The sequence below is a fragment of the Methanobacterium subterraneum genome (assembly GCF_002813695.1).
GTDB classification, from domain to species: domain Archaea; phylum Methanobacteriota; class Methanobacteria; order Methanobacteriales; family Methanobacteriaceae; genus Methanobacterium; species Methanobacterium subterraneum.
This window is the reverse complement of the sequence record NZ_CP017768.1, coordinates 260164-277769: the sequence shown is the minus strand read 5'-3', so window position 1 is coordinate 277769 and position 17606 is coordinate 260164. Positions and strand designations below refer to the sequence as shown.

Below are 17606 nucleotides of genomic sequence, written 5' to 3'. Positions count from 1 at the left end.
AAAAAGCAGCGCAGCCTGTTTTTATATTCATGGAACACCATAAATTATTTTATTTCTTAATTGTTCTATCTAAATCCCTAAAAATAGCATCATGTTAACTTCATCTTTTTTTCATTTTTCCAAGATTATCCAGTCCAAGAGCTTTTAAGCCAGAGGGCATCATCTTATTTTCACGGATGAGTCTCTTCACATGTTCCAGATTACGTTTAGAGGTTGTACCTATTGTGCGTGGGGTGAATCGTTGCAAATATGATTTTTCATCACCGTTAATCCTTTTACTCTCACTCCAACCAAAAGAGAGCCCCTCATCAAGGACTTCTTCAAATGTAACACTTTCAACTCCAGAATTCTTTTTATAAATTCTGAGCCATATTCCCTCTGATACTGCATGATTCCCCATAAGCCACTCCCTTAATTCATTGGCAGATTTAAAGGAGAAAATGGGAAGCTCTTTTATTACTTTTTTATTTTTTTCTGGTTGAGGCATGATTTTTCATCTCCCCGTGAAATACCACTCAAATTAATGTTTATTTATCTATTGGTTAAAGTTTCAGGAAGTTTTTTTTATCTGTAAATAAAGAAATAATAACTAGGTGAATTATGAAAAAAACAACTCCCAATCAAAAAAGGCCCGGTAAGCATGCCGACGGGGAAAGTGTGGTGCTCGCGAAGATCGCTGAGATGCCAGGACCCTATCGCGCAATTGGTGAACGGTTACATACTCTCATCAAAGCCAACTCACCAGTCCTCTCACCAAAACTCTGGTACGGGATGCCTGCCTATGCCCGGGACGGTAAGGTAGTCTGCTTCTTCCGTGGTGCCAAGAACGAGAGGTACATGACCTTTGCCTTCACCGAGGAGGCAAACCTCGACCAAGGCAACCTGTGGCCTACCTCCTTCGCTCTGAAGGAGTTAACTGCCACCGAAGAGGCAAATATCACTGATCTCCTGAAGAAAGCAGTGCGCTAGGAACTCCCAAACCCCTGAAGTGAGTCGCTTGAGTAACCGCATGGGACTTAAATTAATGCTCTATTTATAAATATTCAAAAATAAGCCTAAAAATCAGCCGTAAGATAATTAAACAATTATAATATTGTTTTGATTGTTATATTATGTTCTTCTTGAGATGTTACGGTTAACAAACTTTTTGGTATTTTTTATTTTACCTTGAGATTTGTAACGGCCGGTGTATTCTGAAGTTACATAATGTTTCTTATCATCTGCACTCATAAATCATTCCCCCCTAACTGTTATTATTTATTTTTCAAGTAAGTTATATTTCTTCCGAATATTTTTCTAAAAAGTCTAAATTTAATTTTTTAAAGGTTTTAACAAGTAGGGGTATTATTGTCAGATTGTATAAATCTAATATGGGTGTAAATCTGTGAATCCTTAAATTTCATCATCCCCTTGGTAAATGAATTTGAATAATTTTGAACAAAAATAAAACACCCCTTATGCCCTATAATTCCCTTGTTTATCAGCAGATTATTGGCGGAATTATCATTCAGGGTTTATGGAAATCCTCATGTTATTAATAATTCTGATACTGGGTGGTTATATAAATCATCTTACAACATAATATCTATAAATAGGATGATACGGGCGGCTATGAAAATGGATACAACACAAACATCTGAGGAAAAAACTGAACCGGGAATGATCGCTCTAGCTACCCTTATCTTAGTGGCAGCTGTTGCAAATTTGAATTTATCAGTGGCTAATGTGGCGCTTCCTTCCATAGGTTTGGTTTTTAATGCTTCCCAGGTCCAGATTAATCTGGTGGCTGTGGGCTACTCCCTGGGTCTGGCGGCATCAGTGTTATGGTTCGGTGCCCTGGGTGACCACCACGGTAGAAAGATGATGTTAATTATTGGTACTCTACTGGCCATACCCGCATCTATCCTTGCTGGTTTTGCCTCCTCCATTGAGATCCTGATCTTTGCCCGTATCATTGGAGGTTTAGCTGCAGGAATGGCTTTCCCAACCACTTTGGCCCTTATAACTGCTTTGTGGTCCGGGCAGAAACGAACCAAGTCCATTGCATTATGGTCTGGTATAGGGGCTGCCATTGCCGCCATGGGACCCATAATCTCAGGATACCTGTTAACATTTAATGATTGGGGTTCTGTATTTCTGATCACACTGCCTCTGGCCGTGGTAGCTCTCATCATGGCCATGAAGTTCATCCCGGATCACGTCAGCGAGACAAAAGCTCCAGTGGATAACATGGGAGGTTTACTGTCTCTTCTGCTTTTGGGAACATTGACCCTGGCCATTAACTTCGCCCCGGTACCCAACTCTGGAATCCTGATAATTAGTTTCATGGTCGTCGCCGCTCTTTCGGGAATCTTGTTCATAATGCGCCAGCGCAGGGTGGATAATCCCCTTTACGATCTTAAAGTTGCCAGTCGCAGCATCTTCTGGGTAGCCTCTTGTGCAGGGATAATAGTTTTTGGTGCCTTGATGGGTGCCATGTATATCGGTCAGCAGTTTTTACAAAACGTTCTCAGCTATTCAACCCTGGATTCTGGACTGGCGATTTTACCAGCAGCAGTATTCATGATTTTAGTAGCACCACAATCTGCCAGGCTCATTGAGTCCCGTGGATCAAGGTTCACTCTCCTGGCAGGTTACCTGTTCTGTTTGCTGGGTTTTCTGACCATGTTATTCTTATGGCAGGATAATATACCCTACTGGAAGGTGGGTTTGGCTTACGCCTTTGTAGGGATTGGTGTTGGATTGGCTGGAACTCCAGCTTCCCATTCTCTCACCGGTTCTGTTCCAGTTGAAAGGGTGGGTATGGCTTCAGGTACTGCAGACTTGCAACGTGATTTCGGAGGGGCCATAATGACTTCCATATTCGGGGCACTGCTTACAGCTGGTTATACCCGGTCAATTGCTTCACAAATTGATAATTTACCCGCATCTGCTCAGCAGCAGATAACCAGTGGCATAGAAGCAACCCTTCAAAAATCATTCTCCAGTGCAGCCACCCTTGCCCAGCAGCACCCCCAGTATTCAGCGCAGATCATATCCGCGGCAAAGTATTCATTTTTAACCGGGGATCATTGGGCTTACCTGGCCGGGATCGTTGCCATCCTGATTGGAGCGGCCCTAGTATTCTTTAAGTTTCCCAAAAAAGAGGAAGAAGAAAAATTACTGGCCCAGTACTGTGAAATTGACCTTAAAAATCAGGGTAAACAGATTTGAACTTCAAAGACATGGTAATCAGAATAATCAACAGATAAATTCTTTAATATTTCCCTTATACTTTTTTGCTGCTTCTATAATGGGACCCTTAACCGCCAGAACAAAACCAATATTGCTTCCCCTAATTGATAACAGTTTGTCATTTTCTTCAATGTCAAAACAGCCAGCTGTTTCTGGGGATAATTTTATGATCCCCTGCTGGTTTATACCCGCCCAACAGTAGTACCTACCTTTCCATTTAACTGGTTTTCCTTCAGGCAGGGAGTAATCCTCAAATTCAGGATAATCTTCCATTAAACCTTTCATAATTGATTGGTTTAATAGATTTAGTGTTGATACTACGAATCCACCGGAACTTTTACTTCCCGATATGAGTATCACCTTATCTTCCTTAAAAAGATGATATTCAAGCATTACTTCCTCTGGGATTTGTATACAGTCCTTTTTTCCTACTTGGGACCATCCGAAAACAAATTTTCCCCCTTTAGCTATCTGAGGCATGGATAACACTATCCTAATTTTACTATTAATTTTTTCTGGTTTTAGTGGTTTTAAATTTATTGGGGTGTTAATATTTTTCCATTTTTGCTGTACATCTTAATTTATTCTGTCTGTTGAAGTTCCGGGATTTTCATGGATAAAATATTTATTAATGGAGGTGGGGGATGAATAGATTCATGTTCCACACTAGATTATATAAATCCGTGATTGTTTCAACGAATTCTGTGTATTGGTTCCATACACCTATTGCTGTTTGAGATATTACCCCTTCATCTTCAAATTTGGAAAATATTAACATCATTTCTTTTTTATCCCTAATTATGGCCTTTATGAAGGGTATTTGGAATGTTTTGATCTGACAATCTAGCTCATTAAGACCTTCTGAAATGTCTATTCTCTTTTCATCTGTAATATTATAGGGTGCTGCTATTATCCTGGTTTGAACTCCTTTTTTCAATGGTTTATGTAAAGCAACATTTATTTTTTCAAGTTCTCCATGAAACATGAATCCTGCTGCAATGTGCAATGTATCTTGAGCACGTCCAATGATCTCCATCTCTTTTTTTACAATTTTATCTGCACCATAAATTAACCATATAGGGGCTGGAGATTTAGATATATGACTTTCATAAATGTTTTTAACTTCCAATTCAGCTTCATCAAGCTCCTCTTTAATTTCCATCCTAACCTTCTTAAAAACCTCCTGAGGAGGCACCACACTATATTTCAATGGTTTTCCCCTGATAATTTCAATAAAACCTTTTTTATGAAGATTCTTCAATACATCGTATAATCTAGAAAGAGGCACACCTGAAATTTCATTGATTTGTAAAGCAGTAGCAGATATTAAAGAAGCTAAAGATAGATATGCTTTAGATTCATACTCTGTAAGTCCCATTATTTTTAGTGCGTTAATTGTGGATTTTTTTATTGGAATAAGAAATCCCTCCTAATTTTTTCATTTTATATCTATTTAGTGAAAAAAAATTTAAATATAACGATTTCTATGATCATCATAAAGACAGAGTAATTCAAAAAAATCGGAAAATACAGTCATTTTTTAGAAATCCCCTGTCATTTCAGAATTTAATTAGCGAGAGCTCTAAAAATTGGAGATAATTATTAATGAAAAACAAAAATAGGCTTAGAATCCATATATTACTTTTACTAGTCATAATGCTGCCAATTCTATTTAAGTTTTATTCCCCTATTTTGATGTCCTGGGGTATTAGAAACGGGATAATCACTGCAAGTACTCTTGTTTTTGCAGCATGGTTTATTTTATCATTATTCCTGGGGAGATCGGCGTCTTGTGGTTACACATGTCCCTATGGAGCACTACAAGAAATAATAGGCTTGCAAATATTGAAAAAGAAACCTAAATCTGAAAAAGCAGATATAATTAGGTATCTTGTTTTTATAGGTTTCCTTATAATGGTCTCATATTCTATTTTAAAAGCTGGGGGCGTTAAAGGAGTGGATTTATTCGCTTCAAATGGTAATTTTCAATTAATTATTTTAGTTGCCATCTTCATAATAGCAATCGGTCTTTTATCTGTACTTTTAGGAAGTAGAGCATTCTGCCGGTATCTATGTCCACAAGGAGTATTCTTAACCATAGGGGCAAAATTAGGTAGAAAAATTAAAATACCATCCTTACATTTAAAATCAGATCAAGATAATTGTTCAGATTGTAAATTATGTGACAAATTTTGCCCGGTGGGATTAAATATCAGCAACATGGTTATAACTAACAATATGGATAACTCAAACTGCATATTATGCGGTGAATGCATAGAAAAATGCCCTAAAAAGGTTATAAATTATTCGTTCCGTACCAATGATTAGAGGGTAATAAATCACTCCAATGGATTTTCCTGCTACCGGCTGGCATGGATGGGTGGAATTCGATGATGCCAGGGCATTTCTTTTTCAAGAGAACTTGACAGTCGTATTAGTGTATCTTCCTCCCCAAACCGGGCCATGAACTGGATCCCTATGGGTAAACCTGACCTGCTCTGCCCGAGAGGCAAGGTTATTGCTGGTTGTCCAGTGACATTAGCCGCTGTTGTGTGCACTTTGGTTTCCTCGCAGAGACGCATATACTCCTCATAGCCAAGGTCTTTCCTCATTTTCGAGTACTTTCCGTGTGGTTCAGGTAATTTGTTCAAGGTGGGTGTTAGCAACAGGTCATATTGTTGGAAGAATTCCCCAAAGTTTCGTCGGAATTGGTTCAGGGCGAATTCAGCCATGAACATGTCCACTGCCGTAAGCCTCCGGGAGTATTCATAAAATGATAGCATCACTGGTTCAACTGTCTCCTCGCTTACTTTTCTGCCCATTATTGATGCGAACATATCCATCCCCATATGCACTCCAAATGCCCATGCTACACATACCGCGTGGAGGTATTCTTCATAGTCAAAGGTAGGGCTGACCTGAACCATTTCATGACCTGCCTCTTCACATTGGGAAACTACCTGCTCCACACAGTTTACCACTTCGGAATCCACGAAGCCGCCTGGTTGCCAGGGATCAGTGGTCCACGCTATGCGCATTTTCCCAGTTGGAGCATTCAATTCGTGCACATAAGGACTATCAGGCTGCTTTATGATAAAAGGATCTCCAAGTACTGGTTTTGAAACCGCGTCTAACATCACTGCGGTGTCCCGAACAGTCCTGCTCAAAACAAACTCCTGTAACATCCCCGGCCACAGCTCTCCAATATCCGGGCCAAGGGTAACGCGTCCACGGGAGGGTTTCAATCCCACGAGGCCACAAGCACTTGCTGGGATTCGAATCGAACCCCCGTTATCACTACCATGCGCTATGGGCACAATACCTGCTGCTACACTGGCTGCAGCCCCACCACTGGAACCACCACTCGTGATATTAGGATTCCAGGGATTATGAGTCACACCCACCAATTCGGATTCTGTTGAAATTCCCAACGCGAATTCAGGTGTTGTTGTACGGCCCAATAGAGTCAAACCAGCTTTCTTGAAAAATGTTGTCAGGAATGAGTCATTATCTGCAACATGCCCCTGCATGAGCTTAGATCCGCTCTCCTGATGCCTTCCTTTTTCACCGGCACCAATGTCCTTCATCAAGAATGGCACCCCTAAGAAAGGGCCATCAGAGATTGATTTATCATCTGAAACTTCGACACGGTCCAAGTAGACCTCTAAGACTGCATTGATTGTTGGGTTGACCTTTTCAACTGCTTCAACCAAAAGATGTGCAAGTTCTTTGGGTGTCACATCTCCCCTTCTGACCAAATCAGCTAGAGCAACACCATCACACTTAGAATACTCTGCCAAATCCACAAAACCATACCTCCTTATATGAGATTATTATTATATAATCAAAAGAATATTATTGAATTTATGCATTTGAATACGAATCAGTTAATTTTTGTATATTGATCCCACATTTTATCTTTCTCAATTTTCCGGTTCAAAAAAAGGCAGAATTATAATGCTTTAACGATACCACCAAACAGCAAATAACTATTAGGTGGTGTAATAAAACTTCGTGTGCACGGTTTTTTTTAACTTCCCATAATTGATTATAATTAGTTAAGAATAAACTGGACTGGGATTATTCATAGGCAGGAAAAAGATATTTTAGACAGATGGTATTATTGTAGAATATATGTTGCCAAGAATAATTAGTTCAATGGGATTAGTGTTCCTTATTTTTAGTGTTGTGGTTGTTTCAGGATGCACCTCGGATAATGAACTGGATAATGTATATAAAACTGAATCTGATGGTTTGAAACATTTTGCAAGTGATGGCATATCTTTTGATTCCCCCAATAATTGGACTTATTATAAAATGGATAATAATGAAGGGGACTATTTGTTTTCCATAGGGCGAGGAAACGGTGAAGAAAGGGACTTTATTCATTTCCATGCTGGCAAATACGATCGTACTTTATCAGAACATATCAGTTCTGAGAAGAAGGAAATTCCACTGAGGAAATGGACCATGTTATCTGAAAAAGAACTTACGGTTGGTGGTCTTCCAGCATACCAGATTTCAGCACTTAACCAGGAAAATAAACCACTGATAAAAACATGGTTTATACAAAATGGAACTATGTACACCATTCACGCTGTTCCCGGTCCCGATAAAAATCTTACCAGTATCGAAAAAGATCTTGAAATTGTAATCAGCAGTTTTAAGATAATATAAACAATAACAAAAACATTTAATCGGGTTCTATAACCCTATAAAACCAATTAATATATTTTATTTGGAGAATCATCCAAATATTCTCCTTTTTCTGGTGATTAAAATGGCGGATTGGAAAATTATCGGACTAGGTGGACTGTTTAACGCAGTTCTAAGTATCATTTTCATTGTTATCTTCTTCCCGCTCTTCTTTTTAGGTCCTTTAACCGGAGGGTTTTTAGCCTCTTACTTTAGTCAGAGATATGAAGATTACGCTAAGATGGATTTAAAGGATGGGGCAATTGCTGGGATAATTTCTGGAATGATTGGTGGTTTAATCATCACCATAATATTGATAATGGGCTTTGAGGCCATAGAAGTGATTATAAATTTAATTTCCCTTGAAATTGGCATGATACCTGGAGCCAATACATTGGTGGCAGCCTACATTATTTTCCAGTTATCCATAATCATTAGTATAATTCTAGGTGCCCTGGGTGGAGCCATTGGGATTATGGTAAAAAAAAGTGAAAAGGAGATTCTCCATAATAACAAGAGATTTCACTATGAAAAAAAATAAATTACATCAATCCGGAGAGTATGATGAAACCTAGAGGGTATTCCCATGCTATATCCGTTACTGGGAATCACCAGACCATTTACATTGGTGGTCAAAATGCGGCGGATAAAAACAGGGGCCTGGTAGGTAAGGGTAGTCTCAAAAAACAGACCGAACAGGTTTTAATCAATATTGAGAAGATCTTAGAAGAATCAGATGCTAAACTGGAGCATGTGGTTAAGTTCAACATTTACCTGGTTCAGGGGCAGGACCCTCAGGAGGGATTCCAGGTTTTCCAGGAGAAATGGGGAGATAATCCGAATTATCCAATCATAACTGTTTTATTTGTAGCGGGACTTGGAAATCCGGATTGGTTGGTTGAGATAGATGCAATGGCAATAATTCCGGAATAATCAAGACCAAGCACAACATATAGACATTAGATCAGTGAATTTTCCATTTAACCCTCTATTATCATTTAAAAATAATAAACTTTGAGTTCCCACCTATCCATCTGAGATATTAATGGTAGGAACCAGAATTTGGTTATCATGCAGATCTCAGACTGTTCCCACTCATTTGAAGATTAAAAACTAATAATCGCCCTTCCAAACAAACCAGAGATTAAAGCATGGATAACTGAAAACGGCACTAGAATGGTTCCTAACATCATCTCTACTTCGTAGAGTAAACTGCTCCTTGGATCTGCTCTGCCCCTCAGCCGGTTGAAGAATGAACTCCAGGGAATTCCATAGGTATTTCCCATCATTATGGTGCGGATGGATCCCAGGATGCCCATGGCCCTATTCATCCCATATATTTCTACAATACGCTGCCATGACTCGTGGGTAGGGTTTCCCCGGGTGTCAGCGTAATGCTGGGCGAACATGACTGCTGCCAATTCATCAGAGGGCACATCATCCATGATTCCACTGAGCATATTCTGGATCTCTCCACTGTTCATTCCACTTTCCAGAGCCCTTTTGGAGTGGGCGTAGGAACATATGGCACAGCCATTAACTTCAGTCACCGTGAGCATTAGCCTTTCAATAAATTTTGAACTCATTTCCTTATTCTTTTTAGCCTTGAACATGTATCTCAGGGTTCGTATCCCATTATAGGAAATCCAGTAGGATTCCCTGACGGAGTAGAGTTTTCGACCCAAACCTCCATCCTTAATTTTCTGTTGTTCAGTGACTTTCATGACAGGTTTTCCTTTCAAAATAGGAGTTATAATATAAAATATGGAACTATTGAAACAATAAATTTTCAGGGTTGAAAGATCATGCCCAAAAAGTCTAAACAAATATTTCAGTTTTTTAATTTTAATTCAACTTAAAATCATATGAAATAGTTATTGACCTGTTTTTTTAGTTATTTTTTAGCATTTATTTTTTTATTTTTGGAAAAAAATTCATAGGATTGACTATAATAAATAGAAGTGATGGAGGTGAACTGATGGATGAAAATTTAACTATTTTACAATTAAACGATAGCCATGCTTATCTAGATATACATCAGGAATTATTTTGGGATGGGGATCATGCTAAATATAAGTTAGCCGGAGGTTTCGCCAGAATTGCCACTATATTCAACCAAATTAGAGAGGAGAATCCTAAAACACTGGTTTTTGATTGTGGTGATACCATTCACGGGACTTATGCTGCGGTGAAAACCAAAGGGGAAGCTTTGATACCCATCTTGAATTATTTAGACTTTGATGCCATGACTGCACACTGGGAATTTGCATACGGACCGGAACATTTCCAAAAACTAACCAAAAAATTGAACTATCCCATGATAGCTATTAACTGCTACCATGAGACCAATGATAAGCTATTTTTCAAGCCATGGATAATAAAAGAGCTTGGTAGAACACGGATCGGTGTTATAGGCATAGCTGCAACCATAGTTGATAAAGTCATGCCTGCACATTTCAGCAAAGGAATATATTTCACCATAGGTAACCAAGAATTACCATATTACATCCAGAAATTGCGAAACGAGGAAAAAGTTGATCTAATTGTAGTTATTTCACATCTAGGGTTCCCCCAGGAAATGAAGTTAGCCCAGGAAGTGGATGGTGTAGATGTATTATTAAGTGCACATACCCATAATCGACTTTATGAACCTGCTCTTGTGAATAATACCATTCTAATCCAATCCGGATGCCACGGTTCTTTTATTGGGAGACTGGACCTAACCCTGTCGCAAGGAAAGGTAATCAAATTCCAACACAACCTTATCACCGTATCTGAGGATATTAAACCGGATCCTGAGGCTGGTGATCTTGTTAATCAGGTTTTAAATCCATATAGGGATGAATTAAGTCAGTTGGTAGGTTATACAGATACCGGTCTTAATCGTAACACGGTACTGGAATCAACCATGGATAATTTTCTTTTAAAAAGTCTTTTGAATAAAACAGGTGCTCAGATAGCTTTTTCTAATGGTTGGAGATATGGTGCACCAGTACCTCCCGGTGAAATTACCCTAAACGATCTTTACAATATTATTCCAGTAAATCCTCCAGTTTCCACTGTGGAACTCACTGGGAAGGAAATTTGGATAATGATGGAAGAGAATTTAGAGCATTTATTTTCAAGAGATCCTTATAATCAGATGGGAGGATATCTCAAACGATGCATGGGCCTCAATTTATACTTTAAGGTGGAAAATCCTCCTGGACAACGTATTCAGGAATTATTTGTAAAGGGGAGGAAAATCAAAATGGATGAAACCTATCAGGCAGCTTTTGTCACCAGCCAGGGTGTTCCGGATAAGTATGGTGTAAATAGGAACCAGTTAGATGTGCATGCAGTGGAAGCATTGCAGAAATACCTATCAACCAATAAATCAGTGCAAGCAGAACTCCAGGGTGCAATAATAGCCATTTAAAGATAGGAAATTATTTTATAAGAATCCCCCATTCAGATCACTAAAGCATCCCCTATAATTTTATCAATAGATTTTTCATTCACTGTTATTTTTTTATCTCGACCCTTTAAATTACCCAAAAAATTTAACTGACTAACTGGGTGAAATTCAATGATTTAATCCGGAAAGAGTTGATTTTATTGGTTCATTAATCCGGATAATATTCAGGGCTTTGAAGCATGGAGGGGTGGGCATGGTAAAGGATAGCTATATATGCCGCGGATACTCCCCGGTTCAGGTCCTGTTGAACTATTCCATGGTCCTCGGTTTTGTTCCAGCCCGTGATACTTTCCTTTCCCTTTTCATTCCCATATTTGAGCATGGTGTTGAGATTGGAATAGTGGAAGTCATGTTTTTTAGGGGTTAGTTGGTTTCCTATTTGCCAGTATTTTTCCTTATCTTTGATCCATCCGCAGTGGGGTGCAGAGTAGGTGTCAGTAATATAGTGAGATGCAACACCAAAACACCAGGCTGCTTCCTTATAATCTCTCTTTTCATAGGCAACTTTCCCCTTGTCCAGCCAGTTATTGGCCTGAGGATAACTACCAGGGTATCCGTGATTAACTTTATCGTTAGGGATGGTGTCCGGATAGGTAGATCCTTCCTTCATCACTCCAATGTATGGTTTAAGATTGTTCTGCACGTCAGAGGGTAGGTTAATGTTAATTTCGTCTACGATTTTTTTATGGGCAGTCCACTCCCAGGCAGTAGCCGGTGCAACCATCAAAAAGAGTAAGGTAAAAAAGATAGCTATTTTAAACACATTTTGCCCGTTATATTTTTCTATAAAACCGTTTTCACCCATTATAACTCCCTTCTTTTGAACCCATTCACTGTTGTTATACTATGATTTCACATTAAGATAAGTTGGATGCTAGTTAATGTGACCCTTTTCACAATTAAAAAATAAAGGAATCATTTTCAATACTTTTCCAGCATATATATTTAGACCATGTATATTTTTATTATTTTTAACTTATTTATTTAAAGTTCATCATGAATTAAGCCCCTATTAGGCTGTTGATAATGTTTATTCACCCCTTAATGAGGGTAAGTTAATAATAATTTTTGCCAATGAAGAGAAATATTTATTACTTAATAATTTAATAATAGTTATAACAAGCATATTAACGGGTGGGATAAATGATGAGAATAAGCATGTCATTGCCAAAAAAACTTTTAAACGATTTTGATGAGGTTTTAAAAGATAGAGGATATAATTCCAGATCTAAAGGTATCAGAGATGCCTTGAAGGACTATATAGTGCGTTATCAATGGATGAAAGACATGGAAGGGGATCGTGTGGGGATACTGGCCGTTATCTACGACCACCATTACACTGGGGTGATGGAAGACCTTACCGATATCCAACACCAGTACCGGGACTTTATAAACGCCAACATGCACCTGCACATGACTGAAAAAAATTGCCTGGAAGTTATAGTAGTTAAAGGAGACGCCCAGAAAATCCGATCCCTCTCCGAAAAGATCATGCGACTAAAGGGAGTGGAACACGTCAAACTCACCACTACCTCCGGTGGAGAACAGTAATTTAAAATTGACAATTATCCAAAATATCTGAATAAGGGTTGATTTACCCCCTGAAGACACTATGAATAAGGGGATTTGCTGAAAATTAACCCCATCTGAACCGAACCCATACCGGAGCCCGGGGTTTACCCCCTACAATCTCATTGGCTTTTATCTCTGCAGGCAAGGGACGGGTGGTGAAAAGAACATCCACATTCTCCGGTAATAAGATAGGTGTTTCTTCCCTGTTTTTTTCTAAAAAGTCCAGTATTTCTCTTCGATCCATATCACTGAACCCGGTACCCACTTTACCAAAGTATTGACCATCTTTTTCCAGGATCAGTGCCCCAAATGCTATGCTTCCTGTACTCCGGGTTACCCCTACCACGTTAACATCTATGGTCTCTGTTCTTTTGATTTTCAACCAATTATCTGATCTTTTACCTGATTCATATCTAGAACTGGCATTTTTAAGGATCAGCCCCTCATAACCATCTTTAAGGGATTTTTCAAAATGATCCTTGACTGTTTCTGTGGTTACTATTTTAAAGGGGATGATTCTAAGGTATTCCCCCGGACTTGAAACATCTAACAGGATCTTTTTCCTCTGTGCCAGGGGTTTGCTGGTGAGATCTTCACCCTGAAAACGGGTGATGTCAAAAAGGTTAAAGGTTGCCGGTAATTTCCGGGATAAAATGGAAATTTTCGTCTTATCCTCGGTGTTACGTTTTAAAAGCTTTCTGAATCCTCCGGGAACCGTGAGCTCCCCATCAAGAATCCAGTTATCCCCCTTTATATTTTTTTTAAGATCATTTGTAATTTCAGGGAATTTGTATGAGCTTTCAATGTGTCTGCGAGTCCAGAGACTGATTTTATCCCCTTCACCCACTGCTATGATCCGCTCACCATCCAGTTTGGGTTCGCTGTTCCACACTCCCGACAAGTGCACATCCACTTCTACCAGCTTGCTGAGCATGGGTTCTATCATTTCCATAATGAACACACACCATCCATCTTATTCTTCCATCATGGCCAGCATTTTTTCCAGTTCTTTTTCAAGGGATCTGGTTTCAGGAGGTTTTATCTCTGGTATTAACTCTTCACCGGCTGCTTTTTTCTCAATTAGTTCCCTTAACTGTTGGTTGTAGGTTTCAGAGTATTGGGTCCAGTCAAAATCAAAGGTCATATTATCCACCACTTGAAATGCCTTTTTAAGGAGGTCTTCATCAACCGGGGCCTTGATTATCTCAACTTCCTCCAGTGATCTTACCTGTTCAAAGTACAGTAACTGTTTCAGGAGAAACCCCTCTTCATATGATTGTAACATTCCAATGTATTCGTTGTTGCGTTGAACCCATTTCACCACTGCCACCTTTTCCTTCTTCTCCATTACTTCCTTGATTAAATGGAAACTCTGACCACTACCACTCTTTTTGGGGTTTTCAGTTCCAAGATAGTAGGGTTTAAAAAGACAGATCAGGGGGATCTCATTTGGATGGCAGAATCCCATTATCTCCATGGTCCTGGTGGAGAAGGTGTGGAGGTTTTTAATCTCCTCATCGGTGAACTGGATGCATTCCCCGGCAATGTTTATTGCCTTGGCAATTTCATGGGCTTCCAATTCCTTACCGTCCTTTGCACAAACCTTTTTATAATGTACCCTACCACAATCGGTTTTATGAACCAGATGAAACCCTATGTGGAGGTTTTCACTGGCAGCGTACAGTCTGATGGGTATAAAAATAGTTCCGAATTTTAAAGAGCCTGACCAGATAGATCTCATAAAAAAACCATCTCCTTTTGTTATATATGTTGTAAGAGAGGGTAATAGTTTGTTATTAAAAAGGAGGATGATCTTTAAAAAGGGATAATAAGTTCTAAAAAGAGTGAATCCCTAAAAGGAATATCAGTTCTAAAAAAAATTTAGTAGGTTACATGGAGCTATATCCTACAAAAAAAAGAATACTGTCCAAGGTAGTACGTTTATGAAAATAAGAATATCCAACCTGCAAAAAACATGGGACATTATAATTTCAGGATCCTTTCCCATCTTTTAATCCTTTTTTGATCAGTTTACGGTTCCTATTTTTTTCTTGATCCCATAATTTATGGGCGTAATCCACAATTTCCAGTAGGTGCCTGTACTTCAACTCTGGTGTGATGTTAACTACTTTTCGATCGATTTTATGCCGATATCTCCCATAAAAATTAGTTTTAACCTTTTTATAACTATCATCCATAGTTGAAACATAAAAATAAGATAGATCAGTCTCTTTTTTTGTGTTGAAGATGTCTTCCATTTCCTGGTGAATTCCAGTTACCATACCCATGGCCAGGTTAAAATCAAGGATAGTTATGGATCCTCCCTTCTTCTGTGTTTGTGCGTTGATCTGATAGATTCCATCCAGGTATTCAGTGAGGTCACCGTGCCATTTTCTGAAATCTTTCCCGGGGAAAATGAGCAAGTCACTGGTTTTATGGAATAGGTGGGGCTGGTAAGCCAATATACTCTTCCGGTCCCTAATTCCATAACTGTATCTCATCCTCATCGTGTTTTAATATGAGATCAAAAACCAGAGGAGGGGTTAACACCACTAGTCCAGGTAAATCCTCAAATTCCTGATAAAACTACTTAGACCAAGTAAATTCCAATGATTCAGGCGTTAAAACCTCATTTAACGAATTATTACCTGTTTTTTCACCTATATTCATGCCATCATAGATATATGAATCCAGATATGTTTGTATGGCGTTATTGTTGAAAACACTCTCTAAATTCAAAGTCAAAATGTGGATGCATTCCATGATTCTAGGCCATACCCCCATGGAATTCCATTCCTCCCCACGATCCAGACCCATGTCCAATCGGTGGATATGGTTTATCTGGGTGTCCATGGACTGGTACATTCTCCTGAATTCTTCCCTGGTGAAAATAATAACTTCTTCATGTTCCTCAAAGAATTCCGGATGATAAAGTTCTATTCTCCGTCCGCAAAGTACTCCCTGACTTAACCTCATATTCGATCACCTACCTCCTTGGGGTGAAATGATTATACCCCTGATGAGTCATGGCTATTGGGGTAGAGAGTGCACTTGAGAAGTACCAGCGATGAAACCAATCCAGTAATACTAAATTAGCTGTCTTTAAACCCCTACTGTTAGGCCTTTAAGGGTTCCAAGTTGCCAGGAGATCCATAAGAGCATAGAGAAGGGTTAAGATTTATTCCAATACACATTATTTACCAAGTCGGGAGCATAAACCAATTATAAACCAATTTAAGGAAACTCCTTAAAACTCCTCTGTTTAATAGAGCAATGTATAAAAAACATGACCCATCTAAATATGATTGTTTGAATTTTAATTGTCAAAGGATAACTTGTGTAATGGATACATTTTTCACAGAATATCCTCGGAAAATACTAAATTAATGATAGTTCAAGATATAAAAAAAACCGAAGCGGGTGAATTATTTATGGCTTTTCATGTTATGCTAGTCCCTACCCTGGGCTGCCCTTCAGACTGTAAGTATTGCTGGAGTTCTGAGGAAGGATCTCCAGTTATGGGTGTTGACATCATCAAAGAAACTGTTGAATGGCTTAAAAACTTCCGGGAGGAACCAGTAACCTTCACCTTCCACGGTGGAGAACCACTCCTGGCAGGATATGATTTCTTCCTAGAAGCACTGCCCCTCCTGGCAAATGAGTTATCCCATCTTAAACCAGCCTTCGCCCTGCAGACCAACCTGTGGAACATGACCCCTGAACTGGCCCGACTATTTAAAGAGTACAACATACCCATTGGTTCCAGTCTGGACGGTCCTGAGGAACTTAACGACCTGCAGAGGGGAAAAGGCTATTACCAGAGGACCATGAAGGGATATGAAATTGCACGAGAAGAGGATCTTCAGGTAAGTTTTATCTCCACCTTCACTTCTTATTCCATCCAGTACAAAGAGGACATATTTAACTTCTTCCTGGAAAATGGTCTGAACCTCAAGTTACACCCCGCACTCCCATCCCTACGTGATGAAAACCCTGAAAAATGGGCTTTATCCTCAGAAGAGTATGGAGAACTTTTGATCTATCTTCTGGACCAGTACCTTGAACACATGGATGAAATTGAGCTTAAAAACATTGACCACCTCTGTAAATGTGTTTTCATCCGCAGAGGGGTAGTCTGCACCTTTGTTGACTGCATGGGTGACACCTTCGCCGTGGGCCCCGATGGAAGCATCTACCCATGTTACCGTTTCGTGGGCATGCCCGAGTACGTTATGGGTAATGTTCAGGACCATCCCAGCATGGATGATCTGGCCCAGTCTGATGCCTGGAAGCTCCTCCATGACTTCAAAGACTATGTGGACACAGAATGCAAGAAGTGTTCCTACATCAAATTCTGCCGTGGTGGATGCCCCTACAACGCCCTTTCTATCAATGAAAAGACCGGTAAAGCTGAAATAAATGGAGTGGACCCCCACTGCACTGCCTATAAAATGATATTCAAGGAAATAACCAAGCGGGCCACCAAGGAAATGCTGGGATCCGGCATGGGCATGATTCAGGGCGTGAGCGATAATAACCCACAAACAAAGAGGGGAATAATGTCCATAATGCTGAAACAGTCCTAATTTTTATCAGGAAAATAAAATTTAACCTGGTTAATCCACAGATTCCATGATTTAATACTTTA

General features: G+C 39.3%; 19 protein-coding genes. 9 read left to right on the top strand and 10 right to left on the bottom strand.

The features are described from left to right. Positions 1-100 precede the first annotated feature (100 nt). Positions 101-487, bottom strand: a complete 387-nt coding sequence (locus BK009_RS01405) for a YdeI/OmpD-associated family protein (RefSeq protein WP_100904539.1) — start codon at positions 485-487, stop codon at positions 101-103. A 113-nt stretch (positions 488-600) separates the two neighbouring features. Between BK009_RS01405 and BK009_RS01400 the strand changes: the two genes are divergently transcribed. Beyond that, positions 601-969, top strand: a complete 369-nt coding sequence (locus tag BK009_RS01400; protein ID WP_204249870.1) for an iron chaperone — start codon at positions 601-603, stop codon at positions 967-969. 648 nt (positions 970-1617) lie between these two features. Continuing rightward, the gene (locus BK009_RS01395) at positions 1618-3213 is read left to right on the top strand and encodes an MFS transporter (RefSeq protein WP_100906650.1); all 1596 of its coding nucleotides are present in this window, start codon (positions 1618-1620) and stop codon (positions 3211-3213) included. 27 nt (positions 3214-3240) lie between these two features. On the opposite strand, the gene BK009_RS01390 is transcribed toward BK009_RS01395, so the two are convergent. Both BK009_RS01390 and BK009_RS01385 read right to left on the bottom strand, forming a co-directional pair. After that, positions 3241-3714, bottom strand: a complete 474-nt coding sequence (locus BK009_RS01390) for a hypothetical protein (protein ID WP_100904540.1) — start codon at positions 3712-3714, stop codon at positions 3241-3243. A gap of 148 nt (positions 3715-3862) precedes the next feature. Beyond that, positions 3863-4612 (bottom strand): TrmB family transcriptional regulator, encoded by a 750-nt coding sequence (locus BK009_RS01385; protein ID WP_205835902.1) that lies wholly within the window; start codon positions 4610-4612, stop codon positions 3863-3865. Between the two features lie 227 nt (positions 4613-4839). On the opposite strand from BK009_RS01385, the gene BK009_RS01380 reads away from it, so the two are divergent. Next, entirely contained in the window at positions 4840-5562 is a 723-nt protein-coding gene (locus BK009_RS01380) for a 4Fe-4S binding protein (RefSeq protein WP_100904542.1), read from the top strand. Positions 5563-5594: 32 nt separating this feature from the next. Here the strand turns inward: BK009_RS01380 and BK009_RS01375 are convergent, their stop codons facing one another. Continuing rightward, positions 5595-7040, bottom strand: coding sequence for an amidase (locus tag BK009_RS01375; RefSeq protein ID WP_157809476.1), 1446 nt, complete (start codon positions 7038-7040; stop codon positions 5595-5597). A 328-nt stretch (positions 7041-7368) separates the two neighbouring features. On the opposite strand from BK009_RS01375, the gene BK009_RS01370 reads away from it, so the two are divergent. From BK009_RS01370 to BK009_RS01360, 3 genes are all read left to right on the top strand, one after another. Next, positions 7369-7911, top strand: coding sequence for a PsbP-related protein (locus BK009_RS01370; protein WP_100907647.1), 543 nt, complete (start codon positions 7369-7371; stop codon positions 7909-7911). A 103-nt stretch (positions 7912-8014) separates the two neighbouring features. Next, entirely contained in the window at positions 8015-8470 is a 456-nt protein-coding gene (locus BK009_RS01365) for a DUF5518 domain-containing protein (RefSeq protein ID WP_100908817.1), read from the top strand. Between the two features lie 23 nt (positions 8471-8493). After that, on the top strand, positions 8494-8862 hold the full coding sequence (locus tag BK009_RS01360; protein ID WP_236951000.1) for a RidA family protein: 369 nt from the start codon (positions 8494-8496) through the stop codon (positions 8860-8862). A 173-nt stretch (positions 8863-9035) separates the two neighbouring features. Here the strand turns inward: BK009_RS01360 and BK009_RS01355 are convergent, their stop codons facing one another. Next, on the bottom strand, positions 9036-9653 hold the full coding sequence (locus BK009_RS01355; RefSeq protein WP_100904550.1) for a carboxymuconolactone decarboxylase family protein: 618 nt from the start codon (positions 9651-9653) through the stop codon (positions 9036-9038). A 254-nt stretch (positions 9654-9907) separates the two neighbouring features. Here BK009_RS01355 and BK009_RS01350 point away from each other — a divergent pair, with 254 nt between their 5' ends. Further along, positions 9908-11347: a bifunctional metallophosphatase/5'-nucleotidase gene (locus BK009_RS01350; protein WP_100904551.1), complete on the top strand. Its 1440-nt coding sequence runs from the start codon at positions 9908-9910 to the stop codon at positions 11345-11347. A gap of 187 nt (positions 11348-11534) precedes the next feature. On the opposite strand, the gene BK009_RS01345 is transcribed toward BK009_RS01350, so the two are convergent. Further along, complete coding sequence (locus tag BK009_RS01345; protein WP_100904552.1) at positions 11535-12191, bottom strand: zinc dependent phospholipase C family protein; 657 nt, start codon at positions 12189-12191, stop codon at positions 11535-11537. A gap of 338 nt (positions 12192-12529) precedes the next feature. Here BK009_RS01345 and nikR point away from each other — a divergent pair, with 338 nt between their 5' ends. Then, entirely contained in the window at positions 12530-12937 is a 408-nt protein-coding gene (gene nikR, locus BK009_RS01340) for a nickel-responsive transcriptional regulator NikR (RefSeq protein WP_100904553.1), read from the top strand. 85 nt (positions 12938-13022) lie between these two features. Here nikR and BK009_RS01335 read toward each other — a convergent pair whose 3' ends face one another. The 4 genes from BK009_RS01335 to BK009_RS01320 form a co-directional block, all read right to left on the bottom strand. Continuing rightward, positions 13023-13910: an ATP-dependent DNA ligase gene (locus BK009_RS01335; RefSeq protein WP_100908815.1), complete on the bottom strand. Its 888-nt coding sequence runs from the start codon at positions 13908-13910 to the stop codon at positions 13023-13025. Between the two features lie 21 nt (positions 13911-13931). After that, positions 13932-14699: a non-homologous end joining protein Ku gene (ku, locus tag BK009_RS01330; protein WP_100907650.1), complete on the bottom strand. Its 768-nt coding sequence runs from the start codon at positions 14697-14699 to the stop codon at positions 13932-13934. Between the two features lie 250 nt (positions 14700-14949). Further along, a complete protein-coding gene (locus tag BK009_RS01325) occupies positions 14950-15459 on the bottom strand; it encodes a hypothetical protein (RefSeq protein WP_100904555.1) in 510 nt (169 codons plus the stop codon). An 85-nt stretch (positions 15460-15544) separates the two neighbouring features. Next, positions 15545-15934, bottom strand: coding sequence for a hypothetical protein (locus BK009_RS01320; protein ID WP_100904556.1), 390 nt, complete (start codon positions 15932-15934; stop codon positions 15545-15547). A gap of 455 nt (positions 15935-16389) precedes the next feature. On the opposite strand from BK009_RS01320, the gene BK009_RS01315 reads away from it, so the two are divergent. Continuing rightward, entirely contained in the window at positions 16390-17544 is a 1155-nt protein-coding gene (locus tag BK009_RS01315) for a TIGR04083 family peptide-modifying radical SAM enzyme (RefSeq protein WP_100906651.1), read from the top strand. Positions 17545-17606: the final 62 nt, after the last annotated feature.